The sequence below is a fragment of the Nocardiopsis sp. JB363 genome (genome assembly GCF_900143625.1).
In the GTDB taxonomy this organism is placed as follows: Bacteria; Actinomycetota; Actinomycetes; order Streptosporangiales; family Streptosporangiaceae; genus Nocardiopsis.
The window spans coordinates 13957-30520 of record NZ_FRFF01000012.1 but is presented as its reverse complement, the minus strand read 5'-3'; the positions used below and the strand labels follow the sequence as shown (position 1 = coordinate 30520).

Genomic DNA, 16564 nt, shown 5'->3' with positions numbered 1-16564 from the left:
CGACCTCGTCCTCGACCTGGTCGGTGTCCGGGGCGGGAGTCACCGTGTCTTCACCGGGCTCGACGCTCTCCGAGGGCGGGCCCCCGGGGTCCTGCGAGGCACCGTCGTCGTTGCCGTCGTCGCCGCCGTTACCAAGGTCGGTGTCATCCGGCCCGTCGGTTTCGTCGGTGTCGTCGTTCTCGGAGTCGTCCTCCTCGGTCTTCTCTTCCTCCGCGTCCTCCTCGGGATCGAGAATGTCCTCAAGGTCGTCGAGGGTGATGAGGATCCGGGCCGTGTCGATGACGGTGGTGGCACTGGCGCCATCGGCGTTGACCGTGGCGGTGGTGGTGCCATCGACAGTCAGCCAGCCACCGATACCGCTGGAGAAGGAGTTGGAGATCGTCTGGTCTTGGGTGACGTAGGTTTCCGAGGCACCTTCACCACCGACGGCGGAGGCGTATCCCCATCCGTAGGTGTCCGCGTAGGCGGGCATCGCGGTGGCGAGTCCGAGGGCGCCGAGAGCGGCGAAGGCGGCGCCACCCTGAAGCACACGGCGAGCGCTGACACGAGCGTTCTTCAAGATCAATCCTTTTCGGATCGTCCTGACCCGAGGGAGATCGGGCCTGGCCTGGTCGCGGTTTCCACCGCGTGAATTCACGAGTGGCGGGGAATCTCGCAGAATCTCGACCAGGGTTGGATGTGGGGGATCAGCCAGGGCGCACAGAAGCCCTTGGCCTGGCACGACGAAGCACAGGGCCGACTACGACCCGCAGAGAGCCAGAGCCGGAAAAGTCGCTTTCTTCGCATTCGCCTGCTTGAAAAGAACAGTACACAACAGAAAGTCAAACCATCGCCGGAACTGCGTTTCAGAAAGGTCACGATAGGGATCTGCAGCCACTATTGGTAACGGCGATCGGTGAATTCGGTAATTCTTTGAGAATCGTGTGAACCGTTCGCCGGCACAAGCGTCTTACATGGAAGGGGTCGCCGGAGGTGCCGATGGTTCACAACCTTTGGAGTGAGGTACGTCACTCGGGCGACCGTCCGACCACGCCGGTACCCGACCTCCCGCGTGAAACGGGACTTACGTCCACACTCGGCCAGAACCGTGGCCCGACATGGCGCCGGCCACCACACCTCGGCATAATGCGGTCCATGCATCCCCTGGCCCCGGCCCTCCCCGAACCCGAGTTCGACCTCGTCCTGCGCGGGTTCGACCGCAACCAGGTCGCCGACGTCATCGAACACGGTCTACGCGCACTCGTCTCACCCGGGTCGAGCACGATCTCCGGCGAGTGGTTGCGCGCCCCCGAGTTCGACGTGGTGTTGCGTGGGCTGGACCGCGACCAGGTACTGGACTACCTTGGCCTGCTCGCCGACCGACTCGATGGTCGGCAGGACGGCACCAGACCACACACGGGCTCCTGACTTCGCCCCTACGATCCGCATGAACTGCACAATGGGGACCATGCCTCTGACACCGGCGGACATCCGCAACAAGAAGTTCCACACGGTGCGCCTGCGCCCGGGCTATCACGAGGAGGACGTCGACGCTCTCCTCGACCGGATCGAGGCGACCCTGGTCGCCTTGGAAGGCGGGCCGCGCAAGGGGCCTCTGATCACCGCCGAGGAGATACGCAGCTCTCGTTTCCGCACCACTCGAATGAGTCCCGGGTACCGCGAGGACGAGGTGGACGACTTCCTCGACACCGTGATCGCCGACCTCGCCGGGCGTGGGTTGGGACAACCCGCGGCCCCGCCGCCACTGCCACCGCATCCGGACCAGGGTGGTCCGAGGCGACCCTCCGCCGCGCCGCCCGGATATCCCGGGTATCCGGGGACGGATGGCCCCGGTGTCGGAAGACCTGGGCCGGGCCTCCCCAGGGTAAGCGGTCCCGAGGCGCCCGGGCGACCGGCTCCTCGACCTCAGACCGGACGGCCGGGGATGGCGGGCCACGAGCCTCAGACCGGTCGGCCGGTACCTCCCGGGCCTCGAATGACACCGGACGACATCCGCAACCAGCGATTCGCCACCACCCGGCTGACCACGGGATACAACGAACAGGAGGTCGACGAGTTCCTGGACCGCGCCGAGTACACACTGGGCGTACTGCTCCAGGGCCGTCCCGACCGGGCCACTGTCACTTCGGGTGAGGTGGAGCGGGCCCAGTTCGCCACCACTCGGGCCAGACCGGGCTACGACCCGGCCCAGGTCGATCGTTTCCTGGACGCGCTCGCCGACGAACTGCGCCTGTACGAGCACCACTGACGTTCGGGCCGTGGTGGGCTTCGCGTGCCCTGACGAGGGTCGCGAACAGCCGACCTCGCATACCCGGGCACCCGTGCGGGAACACGCCGTCAGCGACACACCACGATAAGGAAAGCGGAACGTAATATTCGAGCACAGGGAGTAGCCATCCCATGCCACCGGCGGCACCGGGAACAGTGACCCCGTGCCGTCGGCGGCCCGAGGGGAGCAGCATGCAACACACCACACCGCCCGGAGTGCCCGCCCCGGCCTGCTCGGTCCAAACGATCACCGGCCGTGCCTCCGCGCACAGGACCCATCACACGCCACGACCGCCCTCCCTTCACGGTCACCCGCCCGAACTGTGCGCCGAGGACTTCGGAGACCACGTCGTATCGGCGCCTCGGCACCCCTGGGAACGGCCGCTGTTCGCGCTGTGCGCGGTGGTGTCGGCGGTGCTTCTGAGCGCTCTGTTCCACTTGGTGTGGTCGGTCGGATCGTTCCTGTGGGCCTTGGCCGCCTTGGGGACGGTGCCGTTGGTGTGCTGGTGGGTGCGCGGGCTGAGGTACGCCCGCGAACGCGCGGAGTCGGTGCGCGTCTCCCCCACCCAGTTCCCCGAGGTCTACCGCATGGTGATGTCGCTGAGCGCGGAGATGGGGTCGTCGAAGGCCCCCGAGGCATACGTGCGGCCCGGGGATCCGTCGCCGCGCACCGACGCGTCCGGGCACGGACTACGCAGGTACCTGGTGCTTCCCGGTTCCCTGCTCGATGGGGCCGGTCGTCCACGCGATCCCGACGCGATGGCGTTCCTGGTGGCTCACCAGATCGGGCACATCACCTCTGGGCACACCGGGTACTGGCAGCGCCTCGTGATCCTGGGGGCCGAGCTCGTCCCCGGGTTGGGCGCCTCGTTGGCTCGGACGCGCGAGTACACGGCGGACGACCATGGTCTGGCGCACGTCCCGGAGGGGGCACAGGCGGTGCGGCTGTTCGCCGGCGGGTCGGATCTGTACACGCGGGTGAACCTGGGCGAGATGGCCTCCCGCGCGTCGGTGGACCGAGACCCGTCGTTGTTCGTCTACCACTTGCTGTCACGGCGGCCTGGGAACGTCCGGAGGATGGCGGCACTCCGGGACCGTAGCCGCAGGGGGCGTGTGCTCATCTGAGGAGGGCCGGTCCCGGTGCTGCCCGCGCGGCGGGCTGCGGGCACCTGTTCGGAACTTCTAAGGTGTTCGCGACCCACCGAGACACTTGACTTTCTCGAACACATGTTCGATAGGCTGGCATCGTGAGTCTCCTAAACGAGCAGATCGACGTCCGTTCCACCGACAGGGGAAACCCTGCCCGGTTCACCTGGCGTGGCCACACCTTCCGGGTGCGCAGGATCATCGGTGACTGGCCGGCCAGGGACGAGTCCCCCGGGTCGACGGGAACCCGGATTCACCTGCTCCGGGTCTCCGCCGAGTCCGAGGCCGGCGAGCCCAGCATCATCGACATCACCAGGGACGCCGCGTCGGATCGTTGGACCATGCGACGTCAGTGGAACTGATCCACGGTTCGCGTTCCGCGGCGCGCGTTGTCGGTGTGAACGTCGCGCCGCCGGGATCATCGGAGATAGTAGGTGGCGCCCTCGGGGTGGCGGGCCTTGTCGATGCGCTCCAGGATGCGGTCGGCCATGGGCGGTAGCTCCTCCGGGGCGAACCAGCCGACCTCCAGGCTCTCGTCGTTGTCCGCGCGGGCCTCGCCGCCGGTGGGACGGCAGCGGAAGGCCAGGTCGAGGAACTGCACCTGGTCGCCGTTGGGGTAGGTGTGCGGCTCCTGGGTGAGCACGGTGACCAGTCTTTCCACCTGGATGTGCACGCCGGTTTCCTCCCAGACCTCGCGGACCACGGCCCGGGCCGGTTGTTCGCCCGGTTCCAGGATGCCGCCCGGGGTGGCCCAACGCCCGTCGTCGGAACGCCGGTGCAGGAGGACCTTCTCCTGGTCGAGCACCACCGCGGTCACCCCCACGAGGGGCAGTAGGTCGTGGCCGACGTGTTCTCGCAGGCTCTTGAGGAAGTCAGGGACGGGCATGCTCCGACCGTAGCGCGTACTCCTCGTCCAGGATCGACATCAGCACCGCGTCGTGCCACGCGTCGTTCCAGCGCAGATGTTTGCGCCACACCCCTTCGCGTACGAAGCCGGACTTCTCATAGGAACGCCGGGCGTTGGTGTTGAAGTCGAACACCTCCAACGCCACCCGGTGGAGCCCGGTTGTCTCGAAGGCGTACTTCAGGACGGCGTCCGTGGCGGCCGTGCCGTAGCCGCGACCGGTGACACCCATGCTGTTCAGCGCGATCCGGTAGTGCACCTCGGCGTTGTCCGGGTCGAGGTCGATCAGGGCGCAGTCGCCGACGCAGGTGTCGTCGGTGTAGATGAGCCAGTCGGCCCGATCGTGATGGTCCGGCCGGCTCGCGGCGAAGGCCCGCAGTTCGACCTCGGTGAAGGTCCGGTGGGTACCGGTCAGTCGGCGGACCTGTGGGTCGAGGTCGAGGATCCCCGGGATGAAGTCGTCGGCGTTCTCCGCGCTGAGCGGGACGAGCCGAACCCCGCGTCCGTGGAGGGTGGGCTGGTCGCGGAAGAGGTCGGAAGGCACCATGATGGGGATCCAATCAGCGGCCCTTGGGGTGGGCAACGGGTTTTCGAGGGGGTCCTGTTGGAGAGGGTCAGCTTCCAGACCGTCCGGGAGACCAATCTGCGGTCGGTGTTGGGGACCGTGCGGGAGCTGGCGCCGTGTTCACGGGCGGCCGTGGCCGCGAACACGGGTCTGAACAAGACCACCGTCTCCAGCCTGGTCGCCGACCTGATGGAGCGCGGCCTGGTCAGGGAGACCGGGGAGACCTCACAGCGCAGGGTGGGCCGCCCCGGGGTGCTGCTCGCGTTGGACGACCGGTCGGTGGCGGCGGTGGGGTTGGAGGTCAACGTCGACTACCTGTCGGTGGTGGCGGTGGATCTGTTGAACCGTGGGCTGGTGGAACGGCACGTGCCCCTGGACGCTCGGGCGGAAGGGGCGGAAAAGTGCGCCCGGCGGATTTCGGAGACGCTGCGGGAGGTCGCCGAGGATCCCGCGTTGAGGGGGCGTCGTCTGGTGGGGGTGAGCGTCGCCGTCCCGGGGTTGATCGACGTGCCGTCGGGGGTGGTGACCAGGGCGCCGAACCTGGGGTGGCGGGACGTTCCCCTGGGGGACCTGGTCCGAGGTTCCCTGGACGGGGTGCCGGTGTTGGTGGACAACGACGCGAACCTCGGTGCGATGGCCGAGTTCCGGTTCGGTCCGTGCGCGGGGATCCCCGACCTGGTGTATCTGACCGGTGAGGTCGGTATCGGTGCGGGTGTACTGACCGGCGGTGAGCTGGTACGCGGTTCCGGGGGGTGGGCCGGAGAGGTCGGGCACCTGGAGTTGGAGCCGGACGGGCCGGAGTGCTCCTGTGGGCGGAGGGGGTGCCTGGAGGCGCTCGCCGGTGTGGGGGCGATCCTGCGCGAGGCGCTGCCCGGTTCCTCGGGGGGCGACGTCTCCGAACTGGTGGCGTTGACGGTGGAACGCGCCGAGGCGGGTGACCCGACCGTTCTGGGCGCGTTGGAACGGGCGGGCGACCGGCTGGGGCGGGGGGTGGCGGTGCTGGTCAACGTGGTCAACCCGGGCGCCGTGGTGTTGGGCGGTTACTTCGTGCCGTTGGCGCCGTGGTTGCTCCCGCGGTGTCGGGAGGCCGCGTTGGCGCGGTCCTTCGCCCCCGACGCGGGCGGTTGCCGGGTGGAGCCATCGGATCTGGGGTTGAGCGCGGCGGCCCGGGGTGGCGCCGCGGTGATGATCCACTCCCTGGAGACGGGCGACCTTCCTCTCCCCCGTTGACAATTAGTTGTGACTCTAGACAAACTGATCGCGTCCGGCCTCGGACCGACCCCCAGGAGCGCAGCCATGTCCGATTACCAGCCCACGCCAGAGGACAACTTCACCTTCGGTCTGTGGACCGTGGGATGGCAGGGCGTCAACACCTTCGGTGACGCCGTCCGCCCCCCGCTCGACCCCGTGGAGGCGGTCCGCCGCCTGGCCGAACTCGGCGCGCACGGCATCACCTTCCACGACGACGACCTCATCCCGCGCGAGAGCTCCACCGCCGAGCGCGACGCGATCATCACCCGGTTCACCGGAGCCCTGGAGGAGACCGGGCTGACCGTGCCGATGGCGACCACCAACCTGTTCTCCCACCCGGTGTTCCGGGACGGTGGCTTCACCTCCAACAGCCGCGACGTGCGCCGGTACGCGCTGCGCAAGGTCATCCGCAACATCGACCTGGCCGCCTCGCTCGGCGCGCGGACCTACGTGTGCTGGGGCGGCATGGACGGCGCGGAGTCCGAGGCGGGCAAGGACGACCACGCCGCCCTCGACCGGCTCCGTGAGGCCTTCGACCTGCTGTGCGCGTACGTGCGCGAACAAGGCTACGACCTGCGTTTCGCCATCGAGCCCAAACCGAACGAGCCGCGCGGTGACGTCCTGCTGCCCACGGTCGGCCACGCCCTGGCGTTCATCAACAGCCTCGAACACCCCGAGATGGTGGGGGTCAACCCCGAGGTCGGTCACGAGCAGATGGCCGGGCTCAACTTCACGCACGGTGTCGCCCAGGCGCTGTGGGCGGGCAAGCTGTTCCACATCGACCTGAACGGTCAGCGGGGCGTGAAGTACGACCAGGACCTGCGCTTCGGCGCGGGCGACCTGAAGGAGTCGTTCTTCCTGGTCGACCTGCTGGAGCGGGCCGGTTACGCGGGTCCCAAGCACTTCGACTTCAAGCCGCCTCGGACCGAGGACATGTCCGGGGTGTGGGAGTCCGCCACCGCCTGCATGCGCAACTACCTGATCCTCAAGGAGAAGGCAGCGGCCTTCCGCGCCGATCCGGCGGTGGTCGCCGCCCTGGCCGAGGCCCGAGTGCCGGAGCTGTCCGAGTCCACCCTGTCCCCCGGCGAGAGCGTCGCCGACCTGCTCAAGGAGAACCTGGACCTGGACGAGGTGGGACAGCGCGGCTACCACTTCGAGCGTCTGGACCAGCTGGCCTTGGAGCACCTCCTCGGCGTGCGCTGAACCACGCCGTGACCGGTTCTCCCGCCTCGGAACGAGCACATGCCGGTGTGTTCGAGGCGGGGCCGCCCCCGGGCGATGAAAGTCCCCGGGGGCGGCGACGCGGAGGGCTCGATATCCGTCGGGTCAGACGGCCCACCGGCGTTCCTGTCGGTGGGCGTCGTAGAGCGACGCGAAGTCCCGGGCGCGCTGACGGTAACGCTTGACCCAGGGCAGGAAGCCCAGGCAGTAGACCATCAGCAGCACGGCCAGGAAAAGCCGGAACCAGAAGTCGAATCCGGCCCCCTGGGAGAGATACGTCAGCAGCGCGAGTCCCGCCAGAGACACGGAACCGATGGACCCGAAGACGAGGAGGGTCCTGGGCGAATTGATCTTGAACTCGGCTTGGGCGGCGACGATCCGGGCGATTCGGTTGACCTCGTCACTCTCATGTAGCCCGCCCCTGCGCAGCTGCCGCTTGGCCTCCAACAGGTCGAGGGGGTCGGTCTCCGGGGGCAGCGTGGAGGTGCCCACCATGCGCCGCACGAACCACGGCATGAAGGCGATCAGGACGGCGCCCATGATCACGAGCGGCACCAGTGCGCCCAGGAGCATCGGCCACAGGAGCGACCATTCCCCGATCAGTACCGCGCATAGGACCAATGGGGGGAGCATGAGCAGGGGGAAGCCGATGAACACGGCCCTGACGGCGTAACCACGCGGGTGGTTCTGTGCGTAGATCTGCATACGGCCGAACAGGGCCCTGGGATGTCGCTGAGCGGACGTTGGGGGTGTCGTGTGCTCATTCATGTCGACCTCTTACCCCACGGAAACATTACCCAAAAGTAGTAATTTCGATACCCTTCCGTTACTTTTTGAGTCAACCGGGCCCGCTGTCGTAGGCATCGACGAAGGCACGTGCCCGTCGCAGGCCGCGTTTGTGGACGGGGCCCACGAAGGTGGCCCCCACCATCATGAACAGGCCTCCGACGAGCATGACGACCGGTGCCCACCACAGGCCACCCGACAGCGACTGCAAGATCGCGTTGGCCACGTTGATCCCACCCGCGAACAGGAACAGGCCGGCCAACAGCCCCGACGAGACCGCGTTCTCCAGGGTCCGATCGGCCTGAATCCTGGCGATCCGGTCCACTGTGGGACGACCCGAGAGCTCCCCCGAACGTCGAACGGACCGGGCCGCGCGCACATCGGCGGGGTCCGTGTCAGGTGGCAGGACCCGGCCATGTCGGACGGAGGCGGCAGCGGTGACGGCGATGGTAACGACCAGGCCCACCGCGAGCGCGGCGAACAGCGCGACCACCAGGATCAGGGGCAGCCGATCGGGGTCTCCGACGCCGACGAGGAAGCCCGCGCCCATGGCGAGCAGAAAGGTGAGGCCACCCCACAGGCCGGCCCGGCGACCGTAACGGCGCGGGTCGTTCTGGGCTCGGATCTGAAAGCGGATCAGAGCGTCGGAGAGGGGACGAGGGGTGGACATGGGGGGTGTCCCTGCTCATGGGCGCGCCCGGACCGAACACGGATGACCGTGCCACTCCCCCAGTCGCGCGTGATCGACCGCTGGAGGTCCGTGGTGGTCCCGAGGTGGGGGCCACGGGACCTCGACGGGTGCGATCGGTCGGCTAACCGGCCTGCCGCTTGGCCTCCAGGGCCTCCATCGCGGCGATCGCGGTGGCGACGGTCTGGTGAACCGGTACCTGACGGTGCAGGCCGACCAGGCGGACGACCTTGGTGACGCGTTCGTTCAGAGCCGCCAACGACAGTGAACCGTTCTGCTCACGGACGGTCCGGTAGGCGTTGATGATCACGTTCAGTCCGCTGGAGTCCATGAAGTCCAGCGTGGAGAGGTCCAGGATCAGCCACGGACCGTGATCCTCGATCGTGGTCCCGATGTGTTCCTGGAGGTCTGCGGCGGTCGCGATGTCGAGCTCTCCCTCGATCGCGACGATCACGCTGCGGCTTTCAACCCGCGTGCTCAGTCCGAGCCTGTGCACGTTCACTCCTCCCGGCCCCACGTTCAGATGGTGAGGGGTCCCTTCGCTTAACCATACGCAGCCCGACCGGGAACGACCACCGGGTCCGCCTCCACTCCCACAGAGCCGGTCCGGTGAGGGGAACTCTTCACGCCCGAGCGACCTGGTCGGTCATTGGACACACACGGTATAAGCGAACCGCCGCGACGGGAATGCCATCGGGCAAGAAATTTTCGCCTCATGGGCGAGAACCCCGTTCCACTGTCCGGGTTTCGACCATTGACACTGGGTTATTTCACGACATGGGAACCGGTGCCGTCGGCTGTTCCTCAGCGGCCCTCGCTGTCCTCGCCGTCCTCTTCGGACCGGTCACGTTCCGTTCCCACCTCTCGAACACCCTCACCCTGAGTGAAGGAGTCCAACAGGGTGCGAGCCGCCAGGGTGGGCGTGCTCTCCCCCGAACGCACCCCCGCCTCCATGTCCGGGATGAGCTCGGACACCCGCCGGTCCCGCAGGAAGGTGTCCATCAGCTGATCACGGACCTGGTCCCACATCCAGCTGACGCCTTGGGCGTTGCGACGCTCGGCCAGGGCGCCGTCGCGTTCCAGCACGGCCCGATGTTCGAGCACCGTCTCCCACACCCGGTCCAGCCCGTCACCGCTCAGACCGCTACAGGTCAGCACGGGCGGACGCCACTCGGGGTGGACGGGCTGGAGCAGCCGCAGGGCCCTGGAGAGCTCACGGGCGGCCTTACGGGCGTCGTCGGCGTGCGGCCCGTCGGCCTTGTTCACCGCCACGACGTCCACCAGTTCCAGGACGCCCTTCTTGATGCCCTGAAGCTGGTCACCGGTGCGGGCCAGGGTGAGGAAGAGGAAGCAGTCCACCATCGCCGCGACGGTGACCTCGGACTGCCCGACACCCACCGTCTCGACCAGGACCACGTCGAACCCGGCCGCCTCCATGAGCAGCATGGTCTCCCGGGTCGCCCGGGCCACACCACCGAGGGTGCCGGCCGTGGGCGACGGGCGGATGAACGCGTTCGGGTCGACCGCCAGCACGGACATACGGGTCTTGTCGCCGAGGATGCTGCCACCGGTGCGGGTGGAGGAAGGGTCCACGGCCAGCACGGCCACCCGGTGCCCGTTCGAAGTCAGCCGGGAGCCGAGCGCGTCGATGAAGGTGGACTTGCCCACCCCGGGCACCCCGGTGATCCCCACCCGTTGTGCCTTGCCGGTGTGCGGCAGCAACCGCACCAGCAGCTCCTGGGCGGACCGCGCGTGGTCACGGCGGCGCGACTCCACCAGGGTGATCGCCCGGGCCAGGGTCGGCCGGTGTCCGGCCAAGACCCCCTCCGCCAGGGCGTCCACGTCCACCGAACGACTCCTGCGCGCCGCCACGGTCACTCCCCTTCCAGGTTCGTTCCCAGACGTTCTTCGAGTTCGTCGAGCAGGTCGATGGCGGCCTCGGCGATCACCGTGCCCGGCGGGAAGATCGCTGACGCTCCCGCCTCGCGCAGCTCCTCGAAGTCGCCCGGGGGGATGACCCCGCCGACCACGATCATGATGTCCGCGCGGTCGAGCGCGGCCAACTCCTCGCGCAGCGCCGGCACCAGGGTCAGGTGCCCCGCGGCCAGCGAGGACACCCCGACCACGTGCACGTCGGCCTCCACAGCCTGGGCCGCCACCTCGCTCGGGGTCTGGAACAGCGGGCCCACGTCGACGTCGAAGCCGAGGTCGGCGAAGGCGGTCGCGATGACCTTCTGGCCACGGTCGTGACCGTCCTGGCCCATCTTCGCCACCAGGATCCGGGGACGACGTCCCTCCGCCTCGGCGAACTCGTCGACGCGTCCCGTCACCCGGTCCATCAGCCCGGCGGCGTCGGAGCTGCCGGCGGCCTCGTCCTTGTACACACCCTGGATGGTACGGATCTGACCGGAGTGACGGCCGAAGACCTTCTCCATCGCGTCGGAGATCTCCCCCACGGTGGCCTTGGCGCGTGCGGCGTTCACCGCGGCGGCCAGGAGGTTGTCGGTGAGGTTCTCGTCCGCCTTGGACTCGCGTCCGGCGGCCTCGGTCAGCGCGTCCAGTGCGGCGCGCACCTCATCGCCGTCGCGTTCCTCGCGCAGGCGGCGCAGCTTCTCCAGCTGTTCGGCGCGCACCCGGGTGTTGTCGACCTTGAGGACCTCGATCTCGTCGGGGGTGTCGGGCCGGTACTTGTTGACGCCGATCACCGGCTGACGTCCCGAGTCGATGCGCGCCTGGGTGCGGGCGGCGGCCTCCTCGATGCGCATCTTGGGCAGCCCGGCGTCGATCGCCGCGGCCATACCGCCGGCCTTCTCGACCTCCTGGATGTGCGCCCAGGCCTTGGCCACCAACTGTTGGGTGAGGCTCTCCACGTAGTAGCTGCCGCCCCAGGGGTCGACCACCCGAGTGGTGCCGGACTCCTGCTGGAGCAGCAGCTGGGTGTTGCGGGCGATGCGCGCGGAGAAGTCGGTGGGCAGGGCCAGCGCCTCGTCCAGCGCGTTGGTGTGCAGCGACTGGGTGTGCCCCTGGGTGGCGGCCATCGCCTCCACACAGGTCCGGGCCACGTTGTTGAACACGTCCTGCGCGGTGAGCGACCAGCCGGAGGTCTGCGAGTGGGTGCGCAGACTCAGCGACTTGTCCTTGGCCCCGCCCAGGTCCTTGACCAGGCGCGCCCACAGCAGACGGGCGGCGCGCAGCTTGGCGACCTCCATGAAGAAGTTCATGCCGATCGCCCAGAAGAACGACAGTCGCGGCGCGAACGCGTCCACGTCCAGACCGGACCGCTGACCGGCACGGATGTACTCCACCCCGTCGGCGAGGGTGTAGGCCAGCTCCAGGTCGGCCGTGGCACCGGCCTCCTGCATGTGGTAGCCGGAGATCGAGATGGAGTTGAACCGCGGCATCCGCTGGGAGGTGTAGGCGAAGATGTCGGAGATGATCCGCATCGACGGCGTCGGCGGGTAGATGTAGGTGTTGCGGACCATGAACTCCTTGAGGATGTCGTTCTGGATGGTCCCCGACAGCTTCTCGGGCGAGACACCCTGTTCCTCGGCGGCGACGATGTAGAGCGCCAGGATGGGCAGCACCGCGCCGTTCATGGTCATGGACACGCTCATCTGGTCCAACGGGATGCCGTCGAACAGCTGACGCATGTCGTAGATGGAGTCGATGGCCACCCCGGCCATGCCGACGTCGCCGGCGACCCGGGGGTGGTCGGAGTCGTAGCCCCGGTGGGTGGCCAGGTCGAAGGCGACCGAGAGGCCCTTCTGCCCGGCGGCCAGGTTGCGCCGGTAGAAGGCGTTGGACTCCTGGGCGGTGGAGAACCCGGCGTACTGGCGGATGGTCCACGGCTGGTTGACGTACATGGTCGGGTAGGGCCCGCGCAGGTACGGCGGGACACCCGGCAGCCCGTCGACGAAGTCCAGGCCGGCCCGGTCCTTCGGGGTGTAGAGCGGTTTGACGCCGATGCCCTCGGGGGTCTCCCACTCCAGGGCGTCGGCGGCCTTTCCGGTCGCCTCTTCCAGGGACCGCTGCCAGGCGGCGTCGCCCTGTGCCCCCTGCCCGGTGAAGGCCGGCGGTTCCGGTGCGATGTCGGAGAAATCGGGGATCATGCGCTCGCCCCCTGGGCGTCGGTGGTGCTGACGGGCGGGTCGGTGATGAGGACGTCGACCAGGTCGCGGAGCAGGGCCACGGCGTCACAGCCCTTGTACGCGAACGCGTCCACCCCCGCTTCACGGTAGGCGTCGCGCGGCGCACCGGCGAGTACGACCCGACGGGCGCCCGCGCCCTTCAAGGAACGTGCCAGCGCTTCGGCGTGCTCGGCGTACACCTTGTCGGAGGAGCAGATGACCGCGACCCGGTGACCGGAGGCGGCGAAGGCCTCCGCCGCGGTGTGGGGGTCCGCCAACGGACCCGGAACGTCGGCGGCGATCCCACCGGCCGCGAGGAGGTTGGTGGCGAAGGACGCGCGGGCGGTGTGCACCGCCACCGGCCCCAGGGTGGCCAGGAACGCGGTGGGACGGTGACCGGCCTCGGCCTGCTGGGCGTCGCAACGGTCGCGCAGCGCCTCGTAGTCCTGTCCGTAGCGGCGTACCGGGAAGCCGTCGGCGGCCGGCTCGATTCGGCCGGGGTCGGCTTCGCGCACGAGCGGCGTCTCGTCCAGGTTCGGGAACTCGCTCAGGCCGGTCAGCGGCGCGGCGCGGGTGGCCAGGTCCTGTCGGCGGCGTTCCCACACCCGGTCCACGGCGGCGCGCAGCTCACCGTGGGCGATGGCCTCGGCGACGCCACCGGCTCGCTCCAGTTCCTGGAAGAAACCCCACCCGGCGCGGTACAGGTCCCCGGTGAGGGACTCCACGTAGAAGGAGCCACCCGCCGGGTCGATGACCTGCGCCAAGTGGGACTCCTCGATGAGCAGCGACTGGGTGTTGCGGGCGATCCGTCGGGCGAAGTCGTCGGGCAGACCGATCGCGGAGTCGAAGGGCGCGACGGTGACCGCGTCGGCGCCACCGATCCCGGCGGCGAAGCAGGCCACCGTGGTCCGGAGCATGTTGACGTGCGGGTCGCGGCGGGTGAGCATCGCGTCCGAGGTGGTGGCGTGCAGGCGCATCGCCCGCCGATCGGCGGGCACCCCGGAGGCCTCCAGTACCTGGTTCCACATGGCGCGGACCGCGCGGAGCTTGGCGATCACCGTGAACTGGTCGGCGTTGGCGGCCAGGCGGAACTCGATCCTTCCGGCGGCGTCGGCCACGTCCAGTCCGGCGTCGACGAGAGCGCGCAGGTAGGCGGTGCCGGCGGCGATGGCCGCGCCGATCTCCTGGGAGTCGGACCCGCCGGCGTTGTGCACCAGAGTCCCGTCGGCGACGAACAGTCCGAGGTGCGGGTAGCGGAGGGCGTGTTCGGCGGCGAACCGCGCGGTGTCGGTCACCTCGGGGCGTGTCCCCGCCGTGGCGGCCGTGGTGAGCGGGTCCAGTCCCAGGTGGGAGATGACGCGACCGTCGGGGACGTCGGCGTCGGCGTGCGCCGTCAGCAGGGCCCGGGCCGCGTCGAGGGCCTCGGGGCCGGGGGCGTGCAGCACCACCGGGGCCAGGTCCAGGTGGACGTCGGTGAGGGCCTCGCCCAACCGGGAGATCCGCAGTCCGTCACCGCCGACGCCGATCCACAGGGAGGCGGCGCCGTTCATCAGGTCGTTGTGGATACGCCGGCGCAGTTCGGCCGGGTCCGCGTCGCTGTGCCGGGCCCGGATGTCCCAGCCCTCGGGCACACCGCCACCGGGGCGGGACCCGCGGGTGAAGGGTGCCAGCCCCGGGTAGCCGGGATCGGCCGCCGGCGGGGTGGAGGTGTAGAGGGGTTCGATATCGAACCCGTCCAGGGTGTGCGTGGCGAGCACCGATTCGGGCGTCCGCTCCAGACGATCCTCGGCGACGCCGCTCTTGCGCAGCACCCCGGCGACGAGTTCGCGCCACCGCTCATGTGTGGCCGCCGGGAAACCCTCGGCCAGGTCAGGGGCCTCGACGGACCCGCTCTCTGGAACGTCCATACTTCGAGATGGTAGAGAACGGCCTTCGGTTCCGGCGAGCCGGGGTGACGTCCCCGGCGAACATGACGGATCCGACGTCCGCACCCGAGATGAAGCGACGCACCACCACCCCACCCGCCACAGCGTCCGCTCAGGACTCGTCGCCTACTTCTCGTTCTCGGCGTCGTGTGCGGGGCGAACCTTGGCTGACGCGGTGCTAGCTCGCGTCGTCCTCGGAGGCGTCGGTGTCCTCGGGGGTGTCGGTCTCCCCGTCGACGTCCGAGTCGGCCTCGGGCCCGGGGCCGTAGACGAACCGCTGTCGACCCTGGACGAGGACGGCGTGCCCGGTGTCGGTGACCGACTCCACGTAGGCGTCCAGGTCGTCGGCGACCACGTCCATGGACTCGGCCTCCAGGACCAGCTGACTGTCGCCGTCTTCGTTGGAACGGGTGTCCCCATAGACGAATCCGGCGTGTGCGAAGGCGGGGGAGATCGCGCCGGCCTCTTCTTCCAGGCCCCAACGGATCTCGCCCTCCACCAGGTCGACCGCGACCGTGGGGGCGCCACCACTGGCCTGGGACAGCAGGAGGGTGGCGGTGTCGGAGTCGTAGAGGCCTCCGGGGGTTCCGGCCTCCTCGAAGCGGGCGGAGACCGGGTTGGCCCCGGGCTCCCGCAGTGACCAGAGGACGTCACCGTCGTCGACGTCGTGCGCGGACAGGGTCGAGGGCGCCTCGGGCTGGGCCCAACGCACCAGCATGACGTCCTTGGTGGGCTCCTCCTCGGGGGCCTCCTCGTCGACGTCCTCCCCGTCGGTCTCCTCGTCCTCGGTCTCGCGGGCTTCCGGGTCCGGGATCTCGTACAGTCCGAGGACCTCCGGGACGCTCAGGGGGGCGTTGGACAGGCCGAGGTCCTCGTGTTCGGCGTCCAGCGACCAGAGGTGTTCGCCGGCCTCCTCGGGGTCGACCGAGTAGGCGTGCAGGCCCGAGTCGGCGTCCTCCAGCAGGATCGTGTCGTCCCAGGCGGACACGGGAACGCCCAGTGGGTCGACCGGTTCCTCCTCGGCCTCCTCGGTCTCCTCGGTGTCCTCGCCCTCGGATTCCTCGGATTCCTCGGACTCTTCGGTGTCCTCGTCGGGCTCGGGTGCGAGGGTGTAGGTCCACAGCTCCTCGCCGTCGACGTCCAGCACCGTGTAGTCGCCGTCGGGTTCCTCCGCGCTCCACTCGCTCGGCCGACGCACCACCAGTCCGTCCAGGTACTGGTCGTCGTCCTCCGCGGGCTCCCACAGGGTCTGTCCACGGGCGTCCAGCACGAACGGACGCTCGTCGGTGTCGCTCAGGGCCAGGACCGGATCGCCCTCGGCGTCGACGTCGAAACCGCGGAAACGCGCCTCGCCCTCCCAGAGGAGGTCGCCGGTGGCGGCGTCGTGCAGCAGGTGGCGGTCCTCACCGCCGGAACTGATGAGGAAGGCCCCGCCCACGGGGCTGATGCGCACGCCCATCGGGTCGTCGAGGATCTCGTGGACACCAGCGTCGTCGCCGTGCAGGTGACGCAGGACCTCGCCCTCGATCCCGGGCGGGGGAGCCCCCTCGAACTCGGTGGGGATGGGGGCGGTCTCCTGCTCGGCCGGCGGTTCGGGTGTCTCCGGGTCCCCGGTACATCCCGCGACCAGCAGCGCCACGAGGCCACAGGTCAGGGCCTGGGGAACACGTGAGCTGCGCATTA

The 16564-nt window shown here is 69.2% G+C and carries 15 protein-coding genes and 1 pseudogene; 6 read left to right on the top strand and 10 right to left on the bottom strand.

Annotation, left to right across the window (positions count from 1 at the left end; translation table 11 throughout):
• Positions 1 to 559: pseudogene (locus BQ8420_RS03225) on the bottom strand (hypothetical protein); the annotation flags it as partial.
• Between the two features lie 575 nt (positions 560 to 1134).
• Here BQ8420_RS03225 and BQ8420_RS03220 point away from each other — a divergent pair.
• From BQ8420_RS03220 to BQ8420_RS03205, 4 genes are all read left to right on the top strand, one after another.
• A complete protein-coding gene (locus BQ8420_RS03220) occupies positions 1135 to 1407 on the top strand; it encodes a hypothetical protein (protein WP_143847085.1) in 273 nt (90 codons plus the stop codon).
• A 31-nt stretch (positions 1408 to 1438) separates the two neighbouring features.
• A complete protein-coding gene (locus BQ8420_RS03215; RefSeq protein ID WP_087096297.1) occupies positions 1439 to 2248 on the top strand; it encodes a DivIVA domain-containing protein in 810 nt (269 codons plus the stop codon).
• Between the two features lie 212 nt (positions 2249 to 2460).
• A complete protein-coding gene (locus BQ8420_RS03210; RefSeq protein WP_143847083.1) occupies positions 2461 to 3393 on the top strand; it encodes a M48 family metallopeptidase in 933 nt (310 codons plus the stop codon).
• A 122-nt stretch (positions 3394 to 3515) separates the two neighbouring features.
• Positions 3516 to 3776, top strand: a complete 261-nt coding sequence (locus BQ8420_RS03205; RefSeq protein WP_087096296.1) for a DUF6504 family protein — start codon at positions 3516 to 3518, stop codon at positions 3774 to 3776.
• Between the two features lie 56 nt (positions 3777 to 3832).
• Here the strand turns inward: BQ8420_RS03205 and BQ8420_RS03200 are convergent, their stop codons facing one another.
• Together BQ8420_RS03200 and BQ8420_RS03195 are read right to left on the bottom strand one after the other, a co-directional pair.
• A complete protein-coding gene (locus tag BQ8420_RS03200) occupies positions 3833 to 4300 on the bottom strand; it encodes an NUDIX domain-containing protein (protein WP_087096295.1) in 468 nt (155 codons plus the stop codon).
• The gene (locus BQ8420_RS03195) at positions 4287 to 4865 is read right to left on the bottom strand and encodes a GNAT family N-acetyltransferase (protein WP_200815773.1); all 579 of its coding nucleotides are present in this window, start codon (positions 4863 to 4865) and stop codon (positions 4287 to 4289) included. Before BQ8420_RS03195 ends, BQ8420_RS03200 begins: the two co-directional genes overlap by 14 nt.
• A gap of 57 nt (positions 4866 to 4922) precedes the next feature.
• Here BQ8420_RS03195 and BQ8420_RS03190 point away from each other — a divergent pair, with 57 nt between their 5' ends.
• Together BQ8420_RS03190 and xylA are read left to right on the top strand one after the other, a co-directional pair.
• On the top strand, positions 4923 to 6113 hold the full coding sequence (locus BQ8420_RS03190) for an ROK family transcriptional regulator (protein WP_087096294.1): 1191 nt from the start codon (positions 4923 to 4925) through the stop codon (positions 6111 to 6113).
• Between the two features lie 66 nt (positions 6114 to 6179).
• Positions 6180 to 7337 (top strand): xylose isomerase, encoded by a 1158-nt coding sequence (gene xylA, locus BQ8420_RS03185; RefSeq protein ID WP_087096293.1) that lies wholly within the window; start codon positions 6180 to 6182, stop codon positions 7335 to 7337.
• Positions 7338 to 7460: 123 nt separating this feature from the next.
• Here xylA and BQ8420_RS03180 read toward each other — a convergent pair whose 3' ends face one another.
• The 7 genes from BQ8420_RS03180 to BQ8420_RS03150 form a co-directional block, all read right to left on the bottom strand.
• Positions 7461 to 8123 carry a hypothetical protein gene (locus BQ8420_RS03180; protein WP_087096292.1) on the bottom strand — a complete coding sequence of 221 codons (663 nt, stop codon included), beginning with the start codon at positions 8121 to 8123 and terminating at the stop codon, positions 7461 to 7463.
• A gap of 70 nt (positions 8124 to 8193) precedes the next feature.
• Positions 8194 to 8811, bottom strand: a complete 618-nt coding sequence (locus BQ8420_RS03175; RefSeq protein ID WP_087096291.1) for a hypothetical protein — start codon at positions 8809 to 8811, stop codon at positions 8194 to 8196.
• A gap of 142 nt (positions 8812 to 8953) precedes the next feature.
• Positions 8954 to 9325 (bottom strand): STAS domain-containing protein, encoded by a 372-nt coding sequence (locus BQ8420_RS03170; protein WP_087096290.1) that lies wholly within the window; start codon positions 9323 to 9325, stop codon positions 8954 to 8956.
• Positions 9326 to 9633: 308 nt separating this feature from the next.
• Positions 9634 to 10707, bottom strand: coding sequence for a methylmalonyl Co-A mutase-associated GTPase MeaB (meaB, locus tag BQ8420_RS03165; protein WP_087096289.1), 1074 nt, complete (start codon positions 10705 to 10707; stop codon positions 9634 to 9636).
• Positions 10704 to 12938 carry a methylmalonyl-CoA mutase gene (gene scpA, locus BQ8420_RS03160; RefSeq protein ID WP_087096288.1) on the bottom strand — a complete coding sequence of 745 codons (2235 nt, stop codon included), beginning with the start codon at positions 12936 to 12938 and terminating at the stop codon, positions 10704 to 10706. The genes meaB and scpA overlap by 4 nt, the downstream gene beginning before the upstream one ends.
• Positions 12935 to 14863: a methylmalonyl-CoA mutase family protein gene (locus BQ8420_RS03155; RefSeq protein ID WP_087096287.1), complete on the bottom strand. Its 1929-nt coding sequence runs from the start codon at positions 14861 to 14863 to the stop codon at positions 12935 to 12937. Before BQ8420_RS03155 ends, scpA begins: the two co-directional genes overlap by 4 nt.
• A 196-nt stretch (positions 14864 to 15059) precedes the next feature.
• Positions 15060 to 16562, bottom strand: coding sequence for a PQQ-binding-like beta-propeller repeat protein (locus BQ8420_RS03150; RefSeq protein ID WP_087096286.1), 1503 nt, complete (start codon positions 16560 to 16562; stop codon positions 15060 to 15062).
• Positions 16563 to 16564 lie beyond the last annotated feature (2 nt).